Here is a 22,781-nt window from a genome sequence, read left to right as displayed (position 1 = left end):
ATGGGCAAGGATGACCGCTGGCGTCGCCGTCCAGCAGGAGGTTTCCCTGCGGAAGCGAATGCCGCTGCGCCACTTCCGCCAGTTGCACGGCCCGGAGGCGAGGCGTCTATTCCACCGGCAGCCCGAACCGTTCGGTGACGACCACACCGACCGGGAGTTGCTGGCGGTCGGGCTCGGCGCGACGCTGTACGCGCCCGCGACCAGGCCGGACCTCGCGCTGACGATCGGCAAACGCGCCGAGCGCGGCGTGTGCTCGATGGTGATCGATCTCGAGGACGCGGTCGCCGATCACGAAGTGGAGTTCGCCAAACGGCAGACGGTCACGGCGCTCGATCTGCTCGCGGCGAGCCAGGACGCCAATCCGCTGCTGTTCGTGCGGGTGCGCGACGCGGACACCATCACCGAGATCGTCGAACAGCTCGGTCCGGGCGCCGAGGTACTGACCGGGTTCGTGTTTCCGAAGTTCGACAGCGTGTCGGGGCCGAGATATTTCAATGCCCTGAACGTGGCCGCGCAGCGATTGGACCGGCCGTTGTACGGGATGCCGGTGCTGGAATCGCCGAGCCTGGTGCATCGGGAGACCCGTGACGACGAACTCACCCAGATCGCGGCGCTGCTCGCCGTGCATCGGGAGCGGGTGCTGGCGGTGCGGGTCGGCGCGACCGATATGTGTTCGACGTTCGGTATCCGGCGCGACCGCGACCTGACGATCTACGACGTGCGGGTGGTCGCCGACGTCATCGCCGACATCGTCAACTATCTGGGGCGCGCGGACGGTTCCGGTTTCGTCATCACCGGGCCGGTGTGGGAGTACTTCGCCGACCACGAGCGCATGTTCCGCCCGCTGCTGCGTACCGCACCGTTCGCGGAGTCGGACGCGGTGCCCTTCCGCCAGTACCTGGTCAGCCGGGACCTGGACGGACTGCTCCGTGAGATCACGCTGGACCGCGCGAACGGCATCCAGGGCAAGACGGTGATCCACCCGTCACACGTGGCCGCCGTGCACGCGTTGTCGGTGGTGTCCCACGAGGAGTACTCGGACGCGCTGGATATCCTGCGTGCCGACGTCGGCGGCGTCGCGGCCTCGGGTTACGGGAACAAGATGAACGAGATGCGACCGCACCGCAGCTGGGCGATGCAGACACTACTGCGCGCGCGGGTGTTCGGCGTGGCCAACAAAGGCGTGTCTTTCGTGGATCTGTTGACCGCGTTGGTCACGGTATGAGCTATTCGACGGCCGAGCTCGGGCACAACAAAATCCCTTGGGCTACCCGAACTCTCGGTGTGGAGCTACATCGTGACAAGGCGGGCGCGGGTGTGGCGGATCGACTGCAATCGGCCGAACTGTCGATCTCGACGCTCGTGCAGCCGGGGATTCGGCACAACAATCCGCGTCGTGCGCACCTGCTGGTGTCGACGGTGCTCGGCAAGCATCTCCCCACGGACCCGCGAGTGGTGCTCGGCGCCGGCGACCGGCTCGGCGATCTCGTGCTCGAGGCGCTCGCTGGTCGCGAAGCCGTGGTACTCGGGTTCGCCGAGACCGCGACGGGACTGGGGCATTGCGTGGCAGCCCGGATCGGCGCGAACTGCTACCTCCATTCGACTCGTCGCGAGGTGCCGCACGTCGAGACCCTTGCCGGGTTCGAGGAGGGGCATTCGCACGCGACCTCGCATCTGTTGCAGCCGACACCGGCGGACATCTTCGTCAACGATCTGCCACTCGTGCTGGTCGACGACGAAATTTCCACCGGGGCGACCGCGATCGACGCGGTACGCGCGCTGCATGCCTTCTCGCCACGCGCGCAGTACGTGCTCGCCTCGCTGGTCGACCTGCGTACCGCCGCGGACCGTGCCGCATTCGACTCGGCCGCAGCCGAACTCGGCGCACGCATCGACACGGTCTGTCTCGCCTCCGGCCGGGCCACGCTGCCCGACGGACTGGTCGAGGCAGTCGGCGCCCTTCCCGAGCCTCGGCTGAACCCCGTCGCCGTGCTGCGCGGTTGTTTCGCACGGGTGGAACTACCCTGGCCCGCGTCGGTACCGGAGGGGGGCCGGCACGGGATACTCGCCTCCGACACCGCCGCGTTCGACGCAGCGCTGCTGAACGCGACCGAGGCGCTGAGTGCGCGGCTGAACGCCGATTTCGGGGGTCGGCCCGCCATCGTGCTCGGGCACGAGGAGTTGATGTACCTTCCGCTGCGGATGGCGGCGGAACTCGCGCAATCGGGCACACCGACGCGATTCCAGACCACCACGCGGTCTCCGGCGTACGTGTTGGACGAGCCGGGATATCCCTTGCGGCGTGGATTCCGGTTTGTCGCGCCAGAGCCCGACGACACCGCGCCGCGCTACCTGTACAACGCGCTCTGGTCGCACGACTCCGCGGAGTCATTCGCGGGGGGAGTACTGGCGGCCGGTCCGGCTCCCACACGCGGAGGCGCCGAGGTCGCCGCGGCGATGGCGCCGACCGCGCCGAGCGGGCTGGATGACGTCGTGGAAAGCCGTCCGGCGGTCGATCCGGTGCTGGTCGTCGTCGTCGATTCGCCTGCCGACACTGCGGAGTTGGTGACCGAAGGTGGGCTGGTCGACGTGTTGACCGCCTCCGGCGCCGACGTGCTGCTCGCGGTGCTGCGGGAAGCCGACCCGCGGCGGCTGCACGCGCAGCGGGCCGGGTCGTCGGGAACAGAGCAGGAGCCGAATGTGACGAGTACGCCGGGGGTGGGCGCGTTACCCGCTCCGCTGTTCGGTCCGGGGTTCGGGTCCTACGCCGCCTCCGAGGTCTCTTGGTTGCTGAAGGATCTGTCCGATGTCGACCTCGAGGCCGACGTGGCCGAACGGGAACGGAAGATTCAGGCGGGGAAAGCGCATTACGCGGAGTCGCTGCCGATCGAGTATCAGCCGGACGCGTCCTATCGGAGGCTGTTCGACGCGGTACTCGCGGCGGGTGCCGAGCGCCTCGCGCTCGCGGTGGCGACCGTGTCGGAACTCGTCGTCGCCGAACGCGGCGAGGACATCGTGCTGGTGTCGCTGGCGCGGGCGGGCACGCCGATCGGCATCCTGATGCGCCGCTGGCTGCGGTCGCGGCGTCCGGGTCTGGACGTGCCGCACTACGCGGTGTCGATCGTGCGGGATCGAGGCATCGACGCGGTCGCGCTGGATTATTTGGCCGAGCACCACGATCCGGCTTCGGTCGTGTTCGTCGACGGATGGACCGGCAAGGGCGCGATCACCCGTGAGTTGGCCGATGCGCTCGACGCCTATCACCGGGCCGGTGGCGCGCGGTTCGACGGCGAACTCGCGGTGCTGGCCGATCCGGGACATTGTGTACGCACCTACGGCACCCGTGACGACTTCCTGATCCCCTCTGCCTGCTTGAATTCGACCGTTTCCGGCTTGATTTCGCGCACGGTGCTGAACGACACGCTGATCGGTCCGCGCGAATTCCACGGCGCGAAGTTCTATCGCGAGCTGGCCGGTGACGACGTGTCCGGACCGATGCTCGACGCCGTGAGCGGGGGTTTCGACGCGATCCGGGACCGGGTCGACGCCGAGGTCGCCGCGGTCCGTGCGAGTGACCGGACGCCGACCTGGGCCGGGTGGGCCTCGGTGGAGCGGGTGCGCGCACGGTATGGCATCGCGAGCGTGAACTTTGTGAAACCAGGTGTCGGTGAGACCACCAGGGTGCTGCTGCGGCGGGTACCGTGGCGAGTGCTGGTCCGCGAGGCGGACGCGCCGGAGCACGCCCACATCAGGATGCTCGCCGCCGCCCGAGGGGTTCCAGTGGAGGTCGTCGCCGACCTGGCCTATTCGTGCATGGGATTGATCAAGGACGTACAGCAGTGAGCCTGGCCCGAAGACCGTTACGACGGGCACTGATCGCGACCGACCTGGACCGGACGATGATCTACTCGCGTAACGCCTTCAGTGCCGCCGATGAGGTGCCGATGGTCTGTGTGGAACATCTGGAGGGAGCGCCGCTGTCGTACATGACCACCGTGGCGGCGCTGCGGATGGCGTCGCTGACCGAACCGGCCGCCGTCGTTCCCACGACCACCCGCACCATCAAACAATTCGGGCGCATTCGGTTGCCCGGTGCGCCTTGGCGTTACGCGATCACCAGCAACGGCGGCAATATCCTTGTCGACGGCGTTCCGGATATGCGTTGGCGGATCGATGTGGATGCCGAGGTTCGGGCGAGGGGCGCCACGCTCTCCGAGGTGAGCGCGGAACTCCGTGCGCGCATTGATGATTCGTGGGTGACCAAGTTCCGTGTCGCCGACCATCTGTTCTGCTACCTGGTGGTGAAGCCCAAGGCCGTCCCCGAGGGTTTCCTCGACGAATGGGACGCCTGGTGCCGCCGACGTGGCTGGTCCGCGTCCCAGCAGGGCCGCAAAATCTATACGATGCCGGTGGCCGTCTGCAAGAGTCGCGCGGTCGCCGAGGTGCGCCGCCGACTGTGGGAATCCGGCGAACTCGTGGGCGAGGCAGAGACGCTCGCCGCAGGCGATGGCGCCCTCGACGCCGAGATGTTGCGCGCCGCGGATTTCGCCATCCGCCCGCGCCACGGCGAACTGGAAAAACTCAACTGGACCCACCCCAACCTCACCGTCACCCGCACCAGCGGAATTCTCGCGGGCGAGGAGATCATCAACTGGTTCATCAAGGGAGCGCCGGCGGCGTCCGGGTAGTCGGCATCGGCATATCCGGGTTCGTACCGCGGTCTGTTCGCGGTGGCCACGATCACACCGGGGCGGCGGACCGACCGAAGGTGGTTTTGAAACCGGGGCATTCGACCAGCGGATCGTGGGTGCAGGTGGACGCGTGACGGAGGCTGTCGCGCATACGGATCAGGCGGTCGATGTCGTCATCCAACTGCCGCGCCTTCTCCGCCATGCGTGCGCGCAGTTCGGCGTCGGTCGGCGAGGCGCGCAAGAACCGGGCGATCTCGGCCAGGGTGAAGCCCGCCCCGCGAGCGCAGGCAATGAGGGCGAGGCGGTCGAGAACGTCGGGCCGGTAGGTACGGCGCAGGCCGTTGCGGCCGGTCGAGGTGATGAGTCCGCGCTTTTCGTAGAAACGCAGAGCGGACGGCGCGAGGTCGGCATGGTCGGCCACCTCGGCGATATCGAGCAGGACGCCGGTCATCTCGCCTCTCCTTGACTTGAACCGCACTTCAAGTCACAGACTAGCTCGTATGACAATCCAGCACCTCAATTGCGGATCGGTACGGCAGATCGAGGCCACCTACGACGGACCGCCGCCCGCGCACGTCGTCAATCACTGCCTATTGGTCGAGACCGAATCCGACGGGTTGGTCCTGGTCGAGACCGGCATCGGGCTCGACGATGTCCGCGACCCGGCGGGAACCCTCGGTGCGGACTGGGTCGCGATGGCGCAGCCGGTCCTGTCCGAGGACGAGACCGCGATCCGGCAGGTGCAGCGGCTGGGCTACGACCCGGGCGACGTGCGGCACATCATCCTCACCCACCTCGACGTCGATCACTGCGGAGGGCTTCCCGACTTCCCGCAGGCGCGGGTCCACGTGCTCGCCGCCGAACTCGAGGCCGCGCTGGCCGAATCCCCGAGTTTCCGCTACCGCCCCGCGCACTGGGCACACGACCCGCAGTGGGTGACCTATCCGTCGGGGGAGACCGGAAAGTGGTTCGGCTTCAGCGCGATTCAACCGAACGGCCTGCCGGCCGACTTCCAGCTGATTCCCTTGGGTGGGCACACCGCGGGCCACATCGGCGTTGCCCTCCGCGAGGGGGAGCGTTGGCTGCTGCACTGTGGCGACGCCTACTACTACCATCGCGAGCTCGATCCGGCTCCGCAGCCGCACCCGGTTCTCGACATCGTGCAGACCACCTCCGAAGTACACCACGACCTACGGCTGGGCACCCAGGCGCGGCTGCGTGAACTCCATCGCGATCATGGCCAGGAGGTCACCTTGATCAGTGCGCACGATCCGTGGGAATTCCGGCGCGCCGGATGAATCCGGGGCCGCATTCGTTTCCCGGCGAGGGGTGCGGCCAGCGGGTTCGGCGGAATCAGTACTGCTGGTGACCACCCAACTGCTGGGCGATCACCCCTTGCAGTCGTTGCAGGCCGCTGACGGTGATGCCGCTGTGGATCTGCCCCTCGATGGTGCGCACCAACATCGAGTCGCTGAGCACCTTCTCACTGGACTGGATCAGCACGGTGCCCGCGCCGGTGAAGTCGAATTGGCGCTCCTCGCCGGAGTTCACGCCGAAGCGCGCCGCACCGGCGGCGAGGAAACCGGAGACCCATCGCTGGTCGTAGTGGTGGCTGGGGGCGGGGCAATCCGCCCAGCCGACCAGCGATTCCGGGTCCACCCGCAGCGGCGGCTCGGCGAAGATCACCGGCCCGTTGGACGAGGCGAGGAATTTGCCGGTGCCGATGAGAGTGAGGAATCCGGGCACGATCGATTGGTTCAGCGATAACCCGGGCTCGAAGGCCAGCAGGTTCGCGGCCCGGATCGTCAGGTTGCCGTTGTCCTCGAGGTCATAGGAGTTGATGTCGTAACCGCGGTCGCCGATGATCAGTTTGCCGTGTCCTTCCGCGACGACGTAGTCGCTGGTGAACAGCGGCGCGGAGAACTGCTGCGACACCATGTTCAGCAGACCGCCCTGCAGTCCGTGGGTGAGCAACTGGAACCGCATGTCGCCGTAGTAGGCGATCATCGCGCCCTTGCGCATGAACCACGGCTTGTTCAGGTCGATGCAATAGGCGTAGTTGTTCCCCGGAATATTGTCGCTGTCACCGAGATTCATGGGATTGAGGATCTGGCTCATGACTTTGCCTCGACAGCGCTCGGCGCCGTCCCGGTCCGGCGCGTCGTCTCGCTGACTGGCCCGCTTGGCTCACGCATGGTTCACAACTTCTCTTCGGATGCTTGTACGTAGACGACGCCCTGCCCGACGCAATGCAACTGCATCGCCTCGCCGGAACCGCGGCCGACCGCGTCGCGCCAGCTCAGCGCCGTCTTCAGCTCGGTCTGCACCGCGCCGTACGCGGCGACGAAGGCCTGCGGGTCGACCACGATCGGATTCGGGCCGCCCACCGGTAATTCGAGGAAACCACCGTGCGCGAGCAGCGCCACGGCGCCCTGCCCGGACAGCTGTGTGGTGAACATGCCCTGACCGGTCAGTGCGCCACCCGCGGCGCCGCGCAGCGCACCCATCAGTCCGCCGCCGCCTCCGCTGCCCGAACTCAGCACCGAGACAACCGAACTCTGCAACCCCGCGGTATTGGCCAGCAGTCGTGACGCCTCGACGCGCAGCGTCGCGCCCGGCTGTACCGGCACAACATGCACGTCCAAGCCCGCGAACCCGTAGTGCACCTCGCCGTTGCCCTGGGCCAGCATGGTGCGCTCGTGCTCGCCGGCCATCGCGCGCCCGGCCATCCGCAGTAGCCCGCCCATGCCGCCCATTGCTTGGGCGCCCGGAATCTGGTGTGGGGCAAAGGAAACATCGCCGGTGTAGAACAGCATCGCGCCGCTGCGGGCGACCACGCCACCCGCCGTCCCGACGTTGATCTTGACGACTTTGCCATTGACCTTGTCGAACATCGCTCGCCCTATCGTTCCGCCGGCTGGATCGACACCACACCCTGACCGTCCCAGCGCAGCGAGAACGCCTCGCCCGCACCTTGGCCGATGGCGGTCCGCCAGGAGACATCGGTGACGAACGACTGGGTGAGATTGCCGCGCGCGGCCACGAACGCGTCCGGGTCGACCACCAACGGGTACTGCGGCGACACCTCCAGATGGATGAGCGGTCCGCCCGCCGAGAGCAGCGCGACCTGGCCCTGCCCGGAAACGGTCGTGGTGAACAGGCCCTGTCCGCTGGAGGCGCCGCGCAGGCCGGCGAAGCGCACATCGGTGCGCAGGTTCCCGGCGAAGGCCAGCAGTTGTTGCGATTCCACCTGGAGCGTCTCGTTGTTCAGGCCGACCACGGTGACGTGCTGGGCGTTGACCGCGAAGAAGACCCTGCCGTGGCCGGAACACTCCATCAGTGACAGCTTCTCGCCGGTGGCCCGCTGCTTGAGGCCCGCGAGCACACCGTCGCCGCCACCGAATCCGGCCGCCTTGAACTGCACGTTTCCTTCGTAGGCGATCATCGAACCGGAGATCGCGCGGAGGCTGGTCCCGGCAAGGTGCGCCTCGATCACCTTGCTCGATTGTTCGAACAGTTGCGCCATGCGGGTGTTTGCCTGCTGTCTCGATAGGGAACATGGGGGTGATCGCCATATTCCAGCTGCGTGCCGTCACCTTAACCGATGCTTCGGCGGGTATCGGGCGATCGCGGCTGTTTACTACGAGCGGCGGCGCGCGCGTTTCTCGTAGAGTGTCAGGCGACCGCACCGACAAGCGAAGGGGCGAACTTGTCCGCAACACTCGCCAAGGGCCAGAACGGTCCGCTGGCTACGAACGACGTGGTGATCTCCGTCCAGTTGACGGCGCCCGCGGATCTGTCCGCGCTGCTGGTCACCGAGCGGGGCAAGGTCCGTTCCGACGCGGACTTCGTCTTCTTCAACCAGCCGACCGGCCCGGGTGTCAACTTGCAACCCGCACCCGCCGGACAGCCGGCGTCGCTTGCGGTGTCGCTGAACGCGGTGCCCGCTGATATCGATCAGGTCCGCGCGGTGATCACGCTGGACGATGCGACCAGCAACTTCGGCCGTTTCCCCGCTCCCACCGCGATTGTGTCGGACTCGAGCGGTAATCGGTTGTACGAGTACCAGATCGACGGGTTGAACTCGGAGTCGATCGTGATCGCGCTCGAGCTGTACCGGCGCCAAGGCGCGTGGAAGGTGCGCGCGGTCGGGCAGGGTTACGCGGGTGGGTTCGCCGCGCTGGTCACCGACCACGGCGTGACCGTCGACGACGCGCCCGCCCAGTCGGCGCAGCCTGCGCAGGCGCCGCCACCGCCGCAGGCGCCGAACTTCTCGCCGCCGACCACCCCGGCCCAACCGCCACCGCCGCAGGCGCCGAACTTCTCGCCGCCGACCACCCCGGCCCAACCGCCACCGCCGCAGGCGCCGAGCTACCCGCCGCCACCCGGCCCCGGCTACCCGCCGCCGCAGGGCGGTCCGGGCTACCCGCCGCCGTCCGGCCCAGGAGCGGGTTACCCGCCGCCCGCACAACCCGTGCAGCAGCCGCCTGCCGAGGTCAGCTTGAGCAAGGATCGTCCGGTCAGTCTGACCAAAGGCCAGCGGGTCACCCTCCGCAAGGAGGGCACCGCGCTGACCTTCGTCAAGATGGGTCTCGGCTGGGACCCGGTGCGCAGCCGAGGCATGTTCGGCAACCGCACGGTCGACATCGACCTGGACGCGTCGGTCATTCTGTTCGCTGATACGAACCCGGTCGATGTCGCCTACTACGGCCAGCTGATCTCCAAGGATGGCTCGATCCGGCACCAGGGCGACAACCTGACCGGAGAGGGCGAGGGTGACGACGAGGTGATCCTGGTCGACCTGACGCGTATCCCGGCGCACGTGACCACGCTGGTGTTCATCGTGACCTCCTACAAGGGCCACACCTTCGAGCAAGTGCAGAATGCGTTCTGCCGCTTGGTCGACGGTGTCAACAACAGCGAATTGGCCAGGTACACGTTGGCGGGCGGGATGCCGTTCACCGCGATGGCGATGGCCAAATTGTTCCGGGTGGGCAATGACTGGAAGCTGCAGGCGCTCGGCGAGGGCTTCCCGGCCAAGCATCCCGGTGAGGCGGTGCCGCACCTCGGCCGGTTCCTAGTGAACGGTTGACCGGGGGGCGGTGCGGACAGCAGGGTAGGCACTGTGATTCAGCTGAAGGCCGGTCAGAACATTCCGCTGACCGGTGATGTCGTTCGATTCGGCGCGAAAGCCGAGGCTGCTCTCGATGTCTGCGCGCTGGTGGTCGCCGAGAACCTGACGGTGTTCTCCAGCGAGGATGTCGTCTTCTACAACCAGTTCGCCACGGCGGGGGTCGTTCTGGCCGCCGACGAGGTCACGATCACCCTCGCCGAGGTGCGCGCCGACGCCAAGGCGGTGCTGCTGGTGGTGAGCGCCGACCCGATCGCTTTCCCGGGCGGGGCGGGACTCGGACCGGTGACCGCGACGCTGTCCGAAGGCGACACTGTGACAGCCGAATTCGCGGCCACCCCCACGGCGGGAGAGACGGCGCTGATCTGTCTGGAGGTGTACCGGCGCGGCGCCGGTTGGAAGCTGCGCGCCGTTGGTCAGGGTTACGTGGGCGGACTCGCCGTGCTGCTCGCGGCGCACGGCGTCGATGTCGACGACGAGCCGGCGCAGTCCGATCCGCCGCCGCGGCCCGCCGCACGGTCCGGCCAGGGCGTACCTGCCATGACCGGCCCGGTGTCCGGCGAGGCGTCCACCGTCGCCGGTGCTCCACTGGAGGTCGGCCACGGGGTGGAACGGCTCTGGATGGTCTTCGAGGATGCCGCGCGCTCGGCCGCCGCGCTGGTCTCCGCCCGCGAGTATGCGGCCGAGCGGCTGGATCACGAACTGTCACTGGCCGTTTCCGACCCCGCGACCAGGAATACTCCGGCAGCCGAGGAAGCCCGCCGGGTCGCGCAGCAGCGCAATGACGAGCTGATCGCCACCGCCGAGCACCGTCATCAGCAGGACACCGAGCAGCTGATGCGTGAACTCGCTGACGCCGACCAGGCGCTTCCGCCCGCGCTGGCCTCCTGGGACTCGCCTGCCTGGGACAAGCCGGCCGTGTCGAGCGACGGCATCCGACTCGGCGAGCTCTACGCGATCGACCGGGGACCGCTGCGGATTCCGTATTGTGTTCCGGTGCCGCTGAATCGGCCGCTGTGGATCGATACGGAATCGACCCGCGCGGTCGCGCCCGTGGTCGGCGCGTTGCTCGCGCGGCTGCTCGCCGCGGCGCCGCAGCGCCAGGCGTTGGTCGACATCATCGACCTGACCGGCGCGTTCAGCGGGTTCACCGGTCTGCTCGCGCCGGTGCTGAACGGACCGCTGATCACCGACCACGCCGATATCTCGGCGCGATTGCAGGCTATGGTCGATGCCGCCGAACTCGCCGAACTGGCGCACACGAGTGGCGCTTTCCCGGCGCCGACCGAGCATCGGGTGCTGCTGGCCGCGGATTTTCCGCATGGCTACCAGACCGCGGACGCACAGCGGATCGGTGCGCTGATCATGCGCGGCGATGTGATCGGACTGTCCACGGTGATTGTCGGGACCAACGAATCCGACTCTGCCGATACGACGGTGGCGACGCTATCGCAGTCGTGCCGGCATCTGCCCACCGACGGGGGGACAACGCTGTTCGATCCGTGGACCGGAAGCGCGTGGCAGCTGGATCTGGACCTGCTGCCGCAGGAGCCCGAGCGGCAGGCACGCTTCATGCGCACCCGATGAGACCTCAGCCGCGCGGCGGCGCCACCCGCGGTCGCAGCGGCTCGGGCAGCCACGGGAGCAGCGGATCCGACATGCGGTCGACGATGCCGCCGACCGGGTCGTCGACGTAGTCGCGACGCACCAAATCCTCATCCGGACGATAGATCTGGCGGACGATCACGGCGCACAGGGCCACCACCGCAAGGTCACGCAGCGCGACGGTGCCGGTGAACCACTGCTCGGGCACGCCCTTGCGGTCCAGGCCGAGGTAGTAGAACATACGCGGCACCCAGACCAGGGCATCGACGGTCATCCAGGCCAGCAGGATGCGTCGGTGCGGCAGCGCGAGGACGGCAATCGGGACGAGCCAGAGCGAATACTGCGGACTCCACACTTTGTTCGTCAGCAGGAACGCCGCGATCACCAGGAAGCACAGTTGCGCCAGTCGCGGTCGCTGCGGCGCGGTGAGGCCGATATAGCCGATCAACGCGCACGCCGCGACGAACGCCAGCAGCGAAACCGCGTTCAGGATGGCGGGCTGCTGCGCATAGCCGATCGCGCCGTCGAAACCCGGCCAGCCGGTGAACGACGAGATCACGTTGTAGATCGAGTCCGGATCGGCGTGCCGGGTGGTGTTGAGCCGGAAGAACTCTTGCCAGCCGTTCGGGTACAGCACAGCGATCGGCAGGTTCACCGCCACCCAGGTGGCCAGCGCCGCGGACGCCGTCACAGTCGCGGCGCCGAGTGGGCGGGCACTGAGGAATTCGACGCGATAGGGGGTCTCGCGTACCCACGCCACAAAGGTGGACCAGCTGTCGATGTCGCGCATCCGCAGGCCGAGGTGGTTGCGCGGGGTGCGCTGCATCGGGTCGGCGCGGAGACACAGCACGATGATGGGACCGAGCAGCAGCAGCGGATACAGCTTGGCCGCGCCGCCCAGACCGAGCAGCAGTCCGGCGAGCACGGGCTTGCGCCTGGCCCAGGCGAGCAGGCCGGTCGCGGCGAAAGCTGTTGCCAGGGCGTCGAAATTGGTGAACGCGTGCACGATCACCAGCGGCGAGCAAGCGACCAGCGCCGCGTCCCAGACCCGGCGACCGGCCAATAGGGCGGAGGCCCAGACGGTGACCAGCCACGCCATCGCGAGGCCGAACGCGACGACATTGAAATAGACAACCACCTGCAGCGCACCGGGCAGTGGTGAAATGTCCCAGCTTTTGGCGATCCGCATGGACACGTATTGGTACAGACCGGAGAGCACCGGGTATTCCATGTACCGCGTCTGCGTGCCACCGTCCGGGGATGACTCGGTCCACTGTTTCTTGTACGGGAATGCGCCCTCGTTCAGCCGTTCCGCGCCGTAAAGCGGGACGGTGTCGGAGTAGCACATGGCCACGTACTGGCGGCCGTTGTTCCAATCGAGGGTCAGGCCGCCGTCCGAGCCGGTGGTCTGCTGGATGCAGCCGGCCTTGCTGAACCAGCCGAGCGCGAGGAAAACCACCGCGAACGCCATCAGCACCCGCATCGGCGTCCAGAACCGCACCCGCCCGATCAGCGCATGATCACCGACCGGCCCGCCGATGACCGTGGACAGCTGCGCGGTCAGCGAATCGTTGCGGCTCGGCCGGTCGCGCGCGTCCGCGGAACGCAGATCCGGCCCGAGCGGGGCCGGCGCGACGTAATACGTCCCGCCGGTCCCCGCTCTGGCGGACCGTGACGCTGTCTCGTTCGCTCGCTGCTCCACCAGTTGCTGGTCGGTCACGGCTCCCGAGGCTACCGGCCGCGGGTCGGTGGGGCTCCGTTCGTCCCCTCGCCGTTGCCGTTTCCGCTACTGCCCGGCCGCGGTGACCCGGTGGCCGAGGGGGACGAGCCGTCGGCCGGTGCGACCGGCTGACCAGGGAGTGGCCCTCCCTCCTGCTGTTCGCGTTGCTGTTGTTGCTGCGGGCGCTGTTGCTGCGGGTTGGGCTGCACGCCCGGGACCGGGATGGTGATACCGGGGAGAATCTCCACCTGGGTCGGCGCGATCACGACCGGGGGTACGAATGGCGACTCGACGGTGGACGGCGGGGTATAAGGCGCCGTCCATTCGGGAACACCGGCCTGGCCCTTGATCGGCGCCGGTTTCGGGAAGGTCTGGTTGGAGGTGCCCTGCAGCGCACCGTCCATCGTGGCCTTCCAGATGTCCGATGGCAGACCCGAGCCGTAGATCATGCCGCCGCCGTAATTACGCAGCGGCGAGTTGTCGATGCTGCCCACCCACACCGCGGTCGACAGCGACGGGGTGTACCCGACCATCCAGGCGTCCTTGTTCTCGCCGGTTTCGCCGAGCTGCGCGGTACCGGTCTTGGCCGCGGACTCGCGACCGCCGGACAGGCCGTGGTTGCGTGACGAGGCCGCGATCGGCTTCATCGCGGCGGTGACGTTGTCGGCCACCGCGGCCGACACGCGCTGTTCGCCCGCCACCTCGCCGCGGTCCATCAGAACTTGGCCGTCGGCGGTCACCACCTTCGTCACGAAGTGCGGCGCGTGGTACATGCCGGAGGCCGCGAGGGTCGCGTAGGCGGAGGCCATGTCGAGCACCCGCGCCTGGTACTGGCCGAGCACGATGCCGTTGTTCGGGCCGGAGCCGTCCGGCTCGGTGAGCGTCTTGCCCACGCCCGGGATGGTGTCCGGAATCCCGAGCTTGTGCGCCATGGCGGCGATCTTCTGCGGGCCGTTCTGCATGTCCAGCTGCATACGGTAGAAGCTGGTGTTCAGCGACCGCTTCAGCGCCTCGGCGATGGTGCACATACCGCACTGTTCGCCTTCGACGTTGGTGATCTTGATGCCGTTCACGGTGATCGGCGAGCTGTCGTACATCTGGGACAGCGGGATGCCGAGTTCCAGGTTCTCGGCGAGGCCGAAGACCTTGAACGAGGAACCGGGCTGCAGACCTGCGTTGGCGAAGTCGTAGCCTTGGCCGTCGTTGCCGCCGTAGTAGGCGCGCACGGCGCCGGTGCGCGGATCCACCGAGACGACGGCGCTGCGCAGCGTATCCGGCTCGCCCTCCATCGTTTTGGTCGCGGCGTCCACGGCCGCCTTCTGGGCTTTCGGGTCGATCGTGGTGGTGATCTGCAGACCGGCGGTGTTCAGTTGCTGCTCGCTGATGCCCGCGGCGGCCAGTTCCTTGAGCACCTGCGTCTTGATCAGGCCCTCCGGCCCGGAGTCCAGGCCCTTGTCCTTGGTCGAGTTGCCCGGCACAACCTGGGGGAACTGCACGCCTTGCCGCTCGGCCGCGGACAGGTTGCCGCCGTCGACCATGCCGTCGAGCACGTAGCCCCACCGGGTCTTCGCACCTACCGGATTCGTCTCCGGATCCAGGCCGGACGGCTGCTGGATGGTGGCGGCGAGCATCGCGCCCTCGGCGAGGGTCAACTCTTGCACCGGCTTGCCGAAGTAGGCCTTGGCGGCGGCATCGATACCGTAGGCGCCGCGTCCGAAGTAGATGGTGTTCAGGTAGGCGGCGAGGATATCGTCCTTGCTCCACTGCCGCGCCATCTTGGCGGCGATGACCAGCTCGTGCATCTTGCGGGAGAGCGAGTGCTCGTTACCGACCATCGCGTTCTTCACATACTGCTGGGTGATCGTCGAGCCACCGCCGGCGCTCTCCTTGCCGAGGACATTGTCCCTGGCGGCGCGGGCGAAACCGGAGATCGAGAAGCCGGGATTGGTGTAGAAGTCCCGGTCCTCGGCCGCGATCACCGCGTTGCGCACATGCGGCGGGACCTGCTCGATGGTGACATCGGTCCGGTTGCCATCGGGCGGAACGACTTTGCTGATCACCGTGTCGCCGTCGGTCGCGAGGATGGTCGCGACCTGGTTCGTCTTGAGGTCACCCGGCTGAGGGACCGCGACCGTGGTGTACGCGGCCAGGAATACGCCACTCGGCACCAGGATGGCCAGCGCGAGGAAGACATAGATGGTGCGCCGGACGATGCGCCACGGCGATTTCCCTTTTTGCGCCGGCCGTCGCCTGCTCGGCCCGCCGGGTCCGTCGCCGCTCCCGCCTCCCCGGCGCGTGGGCGGGCCGGACGGCGGGCCGCCGGCGGTCTGTCTGCGCTCACCGGTGGCGGGGCCGTTGCCCGCCGCGCGACGAGCCGTTCGGTCCGCGCCGGGGCGCGGGTCGGTGGTCGGACGGGGCCCGGTGGCCGGTCCGCGCCGGTTTCGCTCGGCCACCGCCTCGGTCAACGAGCCGGGGCGCTGCATCTTCTGGGTCGCCTGCGGTCGGGGCGCACCGCCGTTCGGCGCGCCTCGATTCGGCTGCGGCGGACGGCCCTGCTGCGGAGGCCCTTGGCGGCGCGGCGGTTGCGCTCCGCGCGGGTCACCGGGGAACGGGCCGCCGGGACGCGGACCGGGTGGTGGCCCTGGACGAGCGCCGGGCGGTGGCCCGGGACGGGGATTTCGATACGGATCGGGACCTGGTTGTGAACTCCGTTGAGTACGGCCGCCATGCGGTTCATCGCCGTAGGGGGAAGTCTCGTAGGGCGAATTCACGGACAAGATCTCCATAACTCGTAACGGTGCAGGTGGCTAACGGTCGGATGCGTCGAATCGGACACATACTCGCTCCGCGAGTCACCCGAAGGGTAGATGACCAGGCACTTCATTCGGCGGCGGTGCGCCGGTTCGCGCGTGTCCCCGTGCGCCGGCGCGGCGGTGCGGGCGTGGTGCCGAGCACGTAGGACTGCACCAGATGATTCCAGCTGCAGCTCCGGCACACCTCGACGACATGGACCGAGAACTCTTCGCGGGTTTCGGCGAGGCGGACGAGTTCCTCGGGCGTGCGAGCCGATCCGGCTACCGGTCCGAGGCCGTCGCCGTAGACCCACGATACGAGCGTCAGCTGTTCTTTCCGGCAGATCGGGCATGTGACCTCGCTCCCCCGGCCATGGAATTTCGCTGCCCGCAGGAGGTAGGTATTCGCATCACACACCTCGGCGACATCGACACGGCCCGCATAGACGTCAGCCAGCAGCGACCGACGCCGGAGGGCGTAGTCGACCACTTGCCGCTGGATTCGCACGAGAACCAGAGTAGCGGTGTCGAGATCGCCCCGCCCCGCGCTGGGCGGATTGGCGGGTCCCGATCCGGGCTGGAACCAGGGCATCCACCGCAACTCGGACTGGGATCCGTCTGTTTCCATCGTTGTAGTACGGGCGGACGCGACCATGTCGCCTCGGCCCCGCCGTAGTGTCGAGCCCCCTGGACGTCGGCCTCGACGAGGGCAGTTCGGCCCCATGAATACCCCGAACGAACAGCACTTAAACATGATCGCCGAACTGTGCCGGCGCACCGCCGCCGCGCTAATCCTGGCCGTCGCGCGAGCGTTCGCCGCCGATGATGCGAAAAGCGTTGCGACACGGCAGATCTGCCGGGCGTTACTCTTGTCACACTCGCGCGCATCGACGTGCGAAGCCCGCGCCGCCGGCCCGGTGACCGGTTGCCCCGCGGGCAGTCCACAGGTCGGTCGTGGGCTGTGCGCGGATGTATCGCTCCGATATAGTGAGAAGTCGTATCCATCGGTGGAATCCGTATCCAGTCAGGAGGTGAAGCCCGGTGCTCGAGTTGGCAATCCTCGGGCTGCTCCTCGAATCGCCCATGCATGGTTACGAGCTGCGCAAGCGGCTGACCGGCCTGCTCGGCGCATTTCGGGCCTTCTCCTACGGCTCGCTGTACCCGACGCTGCGCCGCATGCAGGCGGACGGGCTGATCGCCGAGGAGATCCCGGCAGGCGCGGCCACCCGCCGCGCGCGCCGGGTTTATCAACTGACTCCGGTCGGGCGGGAACGGTTCAGCGAACTGCTCGCCGACACCGGACCACAGAACTACACCGACGACGGCTTCGGCGTTCACCTCGCTTTCTTCAGCCGCACCCCCGCGGAAGCGCGGATGCGGATTCTGGAAGGTAGGCGGCGCCAGGTCGAGGAGCGCCGAGAGGGGCTCCGGGACGCGATCAAGAAGGCCAGCGGGTCTTTGGATCGCTACACCCGGCAGCTCCATCAACTCGGACTCGAATCAAGCGAGCGCGAAGTGCGCTGGCTCAACGAGTTGATTGCGGCGGAGCAATCGACGAAGGCGGCACCACAGAAAGAGGGAAATATCGGCCATGAGTGACGTCAATAAGGCTGACCACGCCACGGAAGTTCGCGTCGCCATCGTAGGTGTGGGCAACTGCGCCTCTTCGCTGGTCCAGGGCGTGCAGTACTACAAGGACGCGGACGAGACCTCGACCGTTCCCGGTCTGATGCACGTGAAGTTCGGGCGATACCACGTGCGCGACGTCAAGTTCGTCGCCGCGTTCGACGTGGACGCGAAGAAGGTCGGCTTCGACCTGGCCGAGGCGATCTTCGCCAGTGAGAACAACACGATCAAGATCTCCGACGTGCCGCCGAGCAACGTCGTCGTGCAGCGCGGCCCGACCCTGGACGGCATCGGCAAGTACTACGCCGAGACCATCGAGCTGTCCGAGGCCGATCCCGTCGACGTGGTGCGGGTCCTGAAGGACAACAAGGTCGACGTGCTGGTGTCCTACCTGCCGGTCGGCTCGGAGGAAGCCGACAAGTTCTACGCTCAGTGCGCCATCGACGCCGGAGTCGCCTTCGTCAACGCGCTGCCGGTGTTCATCGCCTCCGACCCGGTCTGGGCGCAGAAGTTCACCGACGCCGGTGTCCCGATCGTCGGTGACGACATCAAGAGCCAGGTCGGTGCGACCATCACCCACCGTGTCATGGCCAAGTTGTTCGAAGACCGCGGCGTGCAACTCGACCGCACCATGCAGCTCAATGTCGGCGGCAATATGGACTTCAAGAACATGCTCGAGCGCGAGCGCCTGGAGTCGAAGAAAATCTCCAAGACGCAGGCGGTCACGAGCAACTTGAAGAAGGAACTCGGCGCCAACGATGTGCACATCGGCCCGTCCGACCATGTGGGCTGGCTGGATGACCGCAAGTGGGCCTACGTACGGCTGGAGGGCCGCGCGTTCGGCGACGTGCCGCTGAACCTGGAGTACAAGCTCGAGGTATGGGACTCGCCGAACTCGGCGGGCATCATCATCGATGCGGTGCGCGCCGCCAAGATCGCCAAGGATCGTGGCATCGGCGGCCCGGTCATCCCGGCGTCGGCCTATCTGATGAAGTCCCCGCCGCAGCAGCTGGCCGACGACATCGCGCGCGCCCAGCTCGAGGCGTTCATCATCGGCGCGGAGTAATTCACCGCACTACGTGACAACGCGTCGGCCGACGGCGAAACGCCTTCGGCCGACGCGGCGAGCGACTATAGGCCGCGATAGATGTCCTTGCGCCACCCGACCTTCACCACGAGGATTACCAGCACGCCATTGTCCACTCGGTAGGCGACCCGATACCTGCCGACCCGGAGGCGGTACAGGTCGTCGTGGCCGGACAACTTCTTCACGTCCAGGCCGGGAGCATAGGGGTCGTCGCCGAGCGCCGTGAGCGCGGTGAGAATGCGCATTGCGTCCTGGCGCTCGATCGCCTTTAGTTCGCGGCGCGCGGAGTCCAAGAAATGGAAGCGGTATTTCACCGCGGGTCGTTCTCGAACAGATCGGCCAGCACCTCGGCCATGGTGAATGTCGGCTCATGGGCTGTGAGCCTGGCCCTGGCTTCGCGCGCGAGCATTTCGTCCTCGGCTGCGTCGAACGCTTCCACCACCGACAACGGCACCAACGCCGCGGCCGGCGCACCGTCTCGCAAGATGATCACTTGCTCACCGGATTCGGCTTCGCGGATGTGGGCGGCGAGGTTGGCACGCAACTCACGGATACTGATCTCTGACACAACTGCAGTGTACACGCATCCGTGTACACTGCAGTCGGCGCTTCAGTCCAGCGAGACGTACACCTCTACCGAGGCCGGCCCCGTGTAGCGCTCGAGTTCGGCGGTGTGCGAGCGGGTGATGGTTCCCGCGCTTTCCGCCTTCGAGACCTGGGCCCATGCGGTGCGCAACAGGTCATAGGGTTTGTCCGCGACGACGAACTTGGCGTAGCGGCCCCGGGGGATGATGGTGAGCACATCGCCCGCGTCCATTGCCGCCATGGTCGCCACCTCGTAGCCGAGCACCGCGACGGCATGGTCGTTCTGGCCGATGTAGGCCGCCACCCTCGGCACGTTCTTCTCCCGTGCCAGATATCGGTCCCAGGTGAAGTTCACCAGGTCGAGGTCACGCGCGGTCACCTCGCGGCCGGCGAGCGGAACGGTGAGTCCCGCGACCATGCTCTGGTCCAATGTGACGATCTCGAAATCCACAGTCTGTTCCTACCCGTCGACCTGATCGTCTGCCAGTGCCACGAAGACTTCCACCGTGCGGGCGTCCGGATAATGCTCCCAATCGCCGGTATAGGCGCGCACGAGCCGGCCCGCGGCCTCGGCATCCCAGACCGCCCGCCAGATACCCACGACGGTGTCGCCGACATCGTCGCCGCTGGCGACGAACCGGGCGAACCGGCCGGCCGGCACCCGGGCGAGCACGTCGCCGGGCAACAGATCGGCCAGACTGTGGCAGCGATAGCCGACGATATGGGTCAGGTACGAATTGATCTCCGGCGCATGGTCGACGTACGCCGAGGTCGGCGGTCCGGGCAGCTCGCGAGCCAGATTGCGCTTCCACGCCTCTTCGGCTTTCGCGCGCCGCGGCCCCTCGACCGCGAGCGCGGGGCTGCGAAGCACTGTTCCCGCCACCAGCGTCTCGGGTTGGTCAACGACATTGAAATCCACCGGCGTAGCCCCTATGTCTAGTCTTCCGTCGTCGCTCGAGCGCATATCCTTCCGCATCGTTCTCGCGGTACCGGCGTCGGCCCAGCTCCGACACACTCGCTGGTTCGCTCTCACTCTGGCAAACGATGCTGCCATGTCATCCGTTCCCCCGGGCCGGGGAAGGTCACAGCATCATCGCTATCCCGGCACGGGAATGCTCAGTCCGGGAAAAATTTCCACTTGTCTGGGCGGCTGTGTGGTCGGCGGGACGGTGATGTCGGGTTCCCGAGCGGGACTCGGTGGCGGATCGAGAATGTCGTAGTTGCCGCCGGAAGGCTTGCTCTGCAGCATGTGACCCTGGCCCGGCGCGCCGGGGAACTGCTCGACGGGAGTGCCATCGAGCGCGTCGTCCATTACCTGCTTCCAGATGTCGGCGGGCAACCCGGAGCCGTAGATGTTGCCGCCGCGCGCGGTGCGGATCGGCCGCGACCGTTCGGTGCCGATCCACACCGCCGTGGACAGCGAGGGGGTGAAACCGATCATCCACGCGTCCTTGTTCAGGTCGGACTCGCCGAGCTGCGTGGTGCCGGTCTTGGCCGCCGAGGGCCGGTTGCCTGCCAGCGCGTGCCCATTGGAGTAGGCCGCGATCGGGATCATCGCCTGGGTCGTCTTCTCCGCGATCGTTCGGGGGATGCGCTGGCGGCCCGGCGGCAGCTGCTTGCCGACCTGCTCGCCGGGGTTGCCACGGTCCAGCAACACCCGGCCCTCGGCGGTCACCACCCGCTGCACGAAATACGGCTGGTGGTAGACGCCGGACGCGCCCACCGTGGCATAGGCCGACACCATATCGATGGGCCGGACCAGGTACTGGCCGAGGACGATGCCGTTCAACGGCTTTCCGCCGTCCTCGGACAAGGTCTTTCCCGCGACGCCGGGGATCTCCTCCGGGATGCCCGCCGCGTGCGCCGCGTCCGCGATCGCCTCGGGTCCCTTGGACATCGACATGGTCAGTCGATAGAAGCTCGTGTTCAACGAGCGCTTCAGCGCCTCGGCCATGGTGCATTTGCCGCACGACTCGTCATCCACGTTGGTGATCCTGACCTCGCGGTCGGTCACCGGGGAGCTGTCGAGCACGCGGCTCAACGGAATGCCCTGCTGCTGTGCGGCGATCACCGCGAAGATCTTGAATGCCGACCCGGTCTGCAGGGGCGCCTGGGCGAAGTCGTAACCGAGGCCGTCGTAGCCGCCGAAATACGCGCGAACCGCGCCCGAGCGCGGGTCGATCGAGACCACCGAGGCGCGCAGCTCCTGCGGCTGGGTCGACAGCCGGTCGTGCACCGCGCCGAGCACCGCCTGCTGCGTGCGCGAGTCGATGGTGCTGGTGATCTGCAACGCGCCGGTGTTCAGCGCACGCTCGCTGATACCGGCCGCGCGCAGCTCGCGCACCACCTGATTGCGGATCAGACCCTCCGGACCGCGGGCCACGTTGTCGTCGGGGATCTCGCCGATCGGCAGGATCGACGGAAACATCGTGGCGTCGCGATCCCCCGGCGCGAGCACTCCCATGTCGACCATGCCGTTGAGCACATACGCCCAGCGCGCCTTCAGATCCGCCAGATGAGTTTCCGGGTCCAAGATCGACGGCGTCCTGATCAGCGCGGCGAGCACCGCGCCATCGGCGAGTGTCAATCGGTTCACCGGCTTGTCGAAATAAGCCCTTGCCGCCGCGGCGATCCCATAGGAGCCGCGACCGTAATAGATGCTGTTGAGATAGGCGGCCAGAATGTCGTCCTTGTTCCACTGCCGTGCCATCTTCGCCGCGATGATCAGCTCGCGCATCTTGCGTGTCACCGTGCGCTCGGAGCCGAGGAAGGCATTCTTCACATACTGCTGGGTGATCGTGGAGCCGCCGCCCGCGTCGTCGCGCCCCAGCACATTGTCGCGCACCGCACGCAGAAAGCCGGAGGACGAATAACCGGGATTGGTGTAGAAGTCGCGATCCTCGGCGGAGAGCACCGCATCGCGCACCGGCTGAGGCACCTCCGACAGCGGAACCGGAGTCCGATTGCCATCCGGCGGAACGACCTTCGCGATCACGGTGCTGCCGTCAGCGGCCAGGATCGTGGCGATCTGATTGGTCTTCACCGCCGTCGCGTCCGGGATCTCCGCGCTCCAATACGCGAGGACGGACAGCAGCGCGGGCACCACGCCGAAAAGAATGAACAGCGCGAGGAGCAGGCGCCGGAAGCGTTGGCCCCTGCCGCGCGGCGCACTATCCGGATCGTGCGTCGGCCGCGACACGGACGATCGCTTTTTCCGGCCGGCTGCCCGCTGCTCGCGTAAGGCTCGCGTGTGCGGATCCGTCGGCGGCCGCTCGTTCCAACCCGCGATCGAGGCGTACGTCGGCGCGGTACGAGTGCTCCTGGTACCGCGTTTACGCTCGCGCGGTGTGCGGAACGAGCTCACGATCATCTCCTCCCGGAGTTGTGCTGATTGGGCAGCGCCTGCCGCGCTGCGTGTTCGCGGTTGTGTTGGTTTGGCAGCGCCTGCGGCGCTGCGTGTTCGCGGTTGTGTTGGTTTGGCAGCGCCTGCGGCGCTGCGTGTTCGCGGTTGTGTTGGTTTGGCAGCGCCTGCGGCGCTGCGTGT

General features: G+C 67.4%; 20 protein-coding genes. 8 read left to right on the top strand and 12 right to left on the bottom strand.

The genetic code is table 11. From position 1 onward, the window contains the following. Window positions 1–10: 10 nt before the first annotated feature. Genes AB0B25_RS00100 through AB0B25_RS00090 form a run of 3 tightly spaced genes read left to right on the top strand, consistent with a single transcriptional unit; the run spans window position 11 to window position 4,688 of the window. A complete protein-coding gene (locus AB0B25_RS00100) occupies window positions 11–1,225 on the top strand; it encodes an HpcH/HpaI aldolase/citrate lyase family protein (RefSeq protein WP_357172332.1) in 1,215 nt (404 codons plus the stop codon). Beyond that, window positions 1,222–3,843 (top strand): phosphoribosyltransferase, encoded by a 2,622-nt coding sequence (locus tag AB0B25_RS00095; RefSeq protein WP_357172329.1) that lies wholly within the window; start codon window positions 1,222–1,224, stop codon window positions 3,841–3,843. Before AB0B25_RS00100 ends, AB0B25_RS00095 begins: the two co-directional genes overlap by 4 nt. Window positions 3,844–3,899: 56 nt before the next feature. After that, window positions 3,900–4,688 (top strand): HAD family hydrolase, encoded by a 789-nt coding sequence (locus AB0B25_RS00090; RefSeq protein ID WP_357173217.1) that lies wholly within the window; start codon window positions 3,900–3,902, stop codon window positions 4,686–4,688. A 52-nt stretch (window positions 4,689–4,740) separates the two neighbouring features. Here AB0B25_RS00090 and AB0B25_RS00085 read toward each other — a convergent pair whose 3' ends face one another. Beyond that, complete coding sequence (locus AB0B25_RS00085; RefSeq protein WP_357172326.1) at window positions 4,741–5,142, bottom strand: MerR family transcriptional regulator; 402 nt, start codon at window positions 5,140–5,142, stop codon at window positions 4,741–4,743. A 49-nt stretch (window positions 5,143–5,191) separates the two neighbouring features. Between AB0B25_RS00085 and AB0B25_RS00080 the strand changes: the two genes are divergently transcribed. Continuing rightward, a complete protein-coding gene (locus tag AB0B25_RS00080; RefSeq protein ID WP_357172323.1) occupies window positions 5,192–5,989 on the top strand; it encodes an MBL fold metallo-hydrolase in 798 nt (265 codons plus the stop codon). Window positions 5,990–6,044: 55 nt separating this feature from the next. Here AB0B25_RS00080 and AB0B25_RS00075 read toward each other — a convergent pair whose 3' ends face one another. The 3 genes from AB0B25_RS00075 to AB0B25_RS00065 form a co-directional block, all read right to left on the bottom strand. Further along, entirely contained in the window at window positions 6,045–6,809 is a 765-nt protein-coding gene (locus AB0B25_RS00075) for an AIM24 family protein (RefSeq protein WP_357172320.1), read from the bottom strand. An 80-nt stretch (window positions 6,810–6,889) separates the two neighbouring features. Beyond that, entirely contained in the window at window positions 6,890–7,585 is a 696-nt protein-coding gene (locus tag AB0B25_RS00070) for an AIM24 family protein (RefSeq protein WP_357172317.1), read from the bottom strand. An 8-nt stretch (window positions 7,586–7,593) separates the two neighbouring features. Continuing rightward, on the bottom strand, window positions 7,594–8,217 hold the full coding sequence (locus tag AB0B25_RS00065; protein ID WP_357172314.1) for an AIM24 family protein: 624 nt from the start codon (window positions 8,215–8,217) through the stop codon (window positions 7,594–7,596). Window positions 8,218–8,400: 183 nt separating this feature from the next. On the opposite strand from AB0B25_RS00065, the gene AB0B25_RS00060 reads away from it, so the two are divergent. Then, a complete protein-coding gene (locus AB0B25_RS00060) occupies window positions 8,401–9,783 on the top strand; it encodes a TerD family protein (protein WP_357172312.1) in 1,383 nt (460 codons plus the stop codon). A gap of 33 nt (window positions 9,784–9,816) precedes the next feature. Beyond that, window positions 9,817–11,409 (top strand): TerD family protein, encoded by a 1,593-nt coding sequence (locus AB0B25_RS00055; protein ID WP_357172309.1) that lies wholly within the window; start codon window positions 9,817–9,819, stop codon window positions 11,407–11,409. A 4-nt stretch (window positions 11,410–11,413) separates the two neighbouring features. Here the strand turns inward: AB0B25_RS00055 and AB0B25_RS00050 are convergent, their stop codons facing one another. The 3 genes from AB0B25_RS00050 to AB0B25_RS00040 all read right to left on the bottom strand — a co-directional run bounded on the left by AB0B25_RS00050 (window position 11,414) and on the right by AB0B25_RS00040 (window position 16,447). Then, window positions 11,414–13,036 carry a glycosyltransferase 87 family protein gene (locus tag AB0B25_RS00050; protein ID WP_357173214.1) on the bottom strand — a complete coding sequence of 541 codons (1,623 nt, stop codon included), beginning with the start codon at window positions 13,034–13,036 and terminating at the stop codon, window positions 11,414–11,416. Between the two features lie 122 nt (window positions 13,037–13,158). After that, the gene (locus AB0B25_RS00045) at window positions 13,159–15,630 is read right to left on the bottom strand and encodes a transglycosylase domain-containing protein (RefSeq protein WP_357172307.1); all 2,472 of its coding nucleotides are present in this window, start codon (window positions 15,628–15,630) and stop codon (window positions 13,159–13,161) included. A gap of 397 nt (window positions 15,631–16,027) precedes the next feature. Next, a complete protein-coding gene (locus tag AB0B25_RS00040) occupies window positions 16,028–16,447 on the bottom strand; it encodes a DUF5318 domain-containing protein (protein WP_357173212.1) in 420 nt (139 codons plus the stop codon). Window positions 16,448–16,980: 533 nt separating this feature from the next. Here AB0B25_RS00040 and AB0B25_RS00035 point away from each other — a divergent pair. Continuing rightward, entirely contained in the window at window positions 16,981–17,538 is a 558-nt protein-coding gene (locus AB0B25_RS00035; RefSeq protein ID WP_357069216.1) for a PadR family transcriptional regulator, read from the top strand. After that, entirely contained in the window at window positions 17,531–18,631 is a 1,101-nt protein-coding gene (locus AB0B25_RS00030; RefSeq protein ID WP_357172304.1) for an inositol-3-phosphate synthase, read from the top strand. Before AB0B25_RS00035 ends, AB0B25_RS00030 begins: the two co-directional genes overlap by 8 nt. Before the next feature lie 65 nt (window positions 18,632–18,696). On the opposite strand, the gene AB0B25_RS00025 is transcribed toward AB0B25_RS00030, so the two are convergent. The 5 genes from AB0B25_RS00025 to AB0B25_RS00005 form a co-directional block, all read right to left on the bottom strand. After that, entirely contained in the window at window positions 18,697–18,966 is a 270-nt protein-coding gene (locus tag AB0B25_RS00025; protein WP_357172301.1) for a type II toxin-antitoxin system RelE/ParE family toxin, read from the bottom strand. Further along, a complete protein-coding gene (locus AB0B25_RS00020) occupies window positions 18,963–19,220 on the bottom strand; it encodes a type II toxin-antitoxin system Phd/YefM family antitoxin (protein WP_357172298.1) in 258 nt (85 codons plus the stop codon). Before AB0B25_RS00020 ends, AB0B25_RS00025 begins: the two co-directional genes overlap by 4 nt. Window positions 19,221–19,262: 42 nt before the next feature. Then, window positions 19,263–19,688 (bottom strand): GyrI-like domain-containing protein, encoded by a 426-nt coding sequence (locus AB0B25_RS00015; protein WP_357172295.1) that lies wholly within the window; start codon window positions 19,686–19,688, stop codon window positions 19,263–19,265. 9 nt (window positions 19,689–19,697) lie between these two features. Further along, window positions 19,698–20,156 carry an effector binding domain-containing protein gene (locus AB0B25_RS00010; RefSeq protein ID WP_357172293.1) on the bottom strand — a complete coding sequence of 153 codons (459 nt, stop codon included), beginning with the start codon at window positions 20,154–20,156 and terminating at the stop codon, window positions 19,698–19,700. A 177-nt stretch (window positions 20,157–20,333) separates the two neighbouring features. Next, window positions 20,334–22,607 carry a transglycosylase domain-containing protein gene (locus tag AB0B25_RS00005; RefSeq protein WP_357172290.1) on the bottom strand — a complete coding sequence of 758 codons (2,274 nt, stop codon included), beginning with the start codon at window positions 22,605–22,607 and terminating at the stop codon, window positions 20,334–20,336. Window positions 22,608–22,781: the final 174 nt, after the last annotated feature.

It is taken from the genome of Nocardia sp. NPDC049190 (genome assembly GCF_040648115.1).
Taxonomy (GTDB): Bacteria; Actinomycetota; Actinomycetes; order Mycobacteriales; family Mycobacteriaceae; genus Nocardia.
The sequence above is the reverse complement of the archived record's forward strand: the minus strand, read 5'-3'. Positions and strand labels throughout refer to the sequence as shown.

Excerpts from the sequence above, each read along its gene's own strand:
- AB0B25_RS00075 (WP_357172320.1), bottom strand. The coding sequence starts at position 6,809 with ATGAGCCAGATCCTCAATCCCATGAATCTCGGTGACAGCGACAATATT.
- AB0B25_RS00070 (WP_357172317.1), bottom strand. The coding sequence starts at position 7,585 with ATGTTCGACAAGGTCAATGGCAAAGTCGTCAAGATCAACGTCGGGACG.
- AB0B25_RS00085 (WP_357172326.1), bottom strand. The coding sequence starts at position 5,142 with ATGACCGGCGTCCTGCTCGATATCGCCGAGGTGGCCGACCATGCCGAC.
- AB0B25_RS00005 (WP_357172290.1), bottom strand. The coding sequence starts at position 22,607 with ATGATCGTGAGCTCGTTCCGCACACCGCGCGAGCGTAAACGCGGTACC.
- AB0B25_RS00080 (WP_357172323.1), top strand. The coding sequence starts at position 5,192 with ATGACAATCCAGCACCTCAATTGCGGATCGGTACGGCAGATCGAGGCC.
- AB0B25_RS00030 (WP_357172304.1), top strand. The coding sequence starts at position 17,531 with ATGAGTGACGTCAATAAGGCTGACCACGCCACGGAAGTTCGCGTCGCC.
- AB0B25_RS00095 (WP_357172329.1), top strand. The coding sequence starts at position 1,222 with ATGAGCTATTCGACGGCCGAGCTCGGGCACAACAAAATCCCTTGGGCT.
- AB0B25_RS00090 (WP_357173217.1), top strand. The coding sequence starts at position 3,900 with ATGATCTACTCGCGTAACGCCTTCAGTGCCGCCGATGAGGTGCCGATG.
- AB0B25_RS00100 (WP_357172332.1), top strand. The coding sequence starts at position 11 with ATGACCGCTGGCGTCGCCGTCCAGCAGGAGGTTTCCCTGCGGAAGCGA.
- AB0B25_RS00045 (WP_357172307.1), bottom strand. The coding sequence starts at position 15,630 with ATGCAGCGCCCCGGCTCGTTGACCGAGGCGGTGGCCGAGCGAAACCGG.
- AB0B25_RS00065 (WP_357172314.1), bottom strand. The coding sequence starts at position 8,217 with ATGGCGCAACTGTTCGAACAATCGAGCAAGGTGATCGAGGCGCACCTT.